General features: G+C 48.1%; 1 protein-coding gene. It reads left to right on the forward strand.

From position 1 onward, the window contains the following. Positions 1-233 (forward strand): tetratricopeptide repeat protein (locus SB724_RS21960; protein WP_410573210.1); only part of this gene is annotated, 233 nt, incomplete at both ends.

Raw genomic sequence — 233 nt, forward strand, 5'->3', positions numbered from 1 at the left:
TGACTACTTATCTTGCCGGAATTACATTTTATGATCCGCTGGAAATTGCAGGGTTCGTCGGGAAGATCGATGTGCAAATGGCTAATGATCTAGGTTTCTTTCTGGTGCAGGCCAAGAGACCAGGCGATGCGATACCGCTTCTTGCAAAAATCGTTTCGGTGTATCCGGATCGAGTCGTCGCCAAGCTCAATCTTGCTGACGCACTTTGGAATACTGACCAACAAGAACCAGCG

It is taken from the genome of Bacillus sp. SIMBA_031 (assembly GCF_046535225.1).
GTDB classification, from domain to species: Bacteria; Bacillota; Bacilli; order Bacillales; family Bacillaceae; genus Bacillus; species Bacillus velezensis.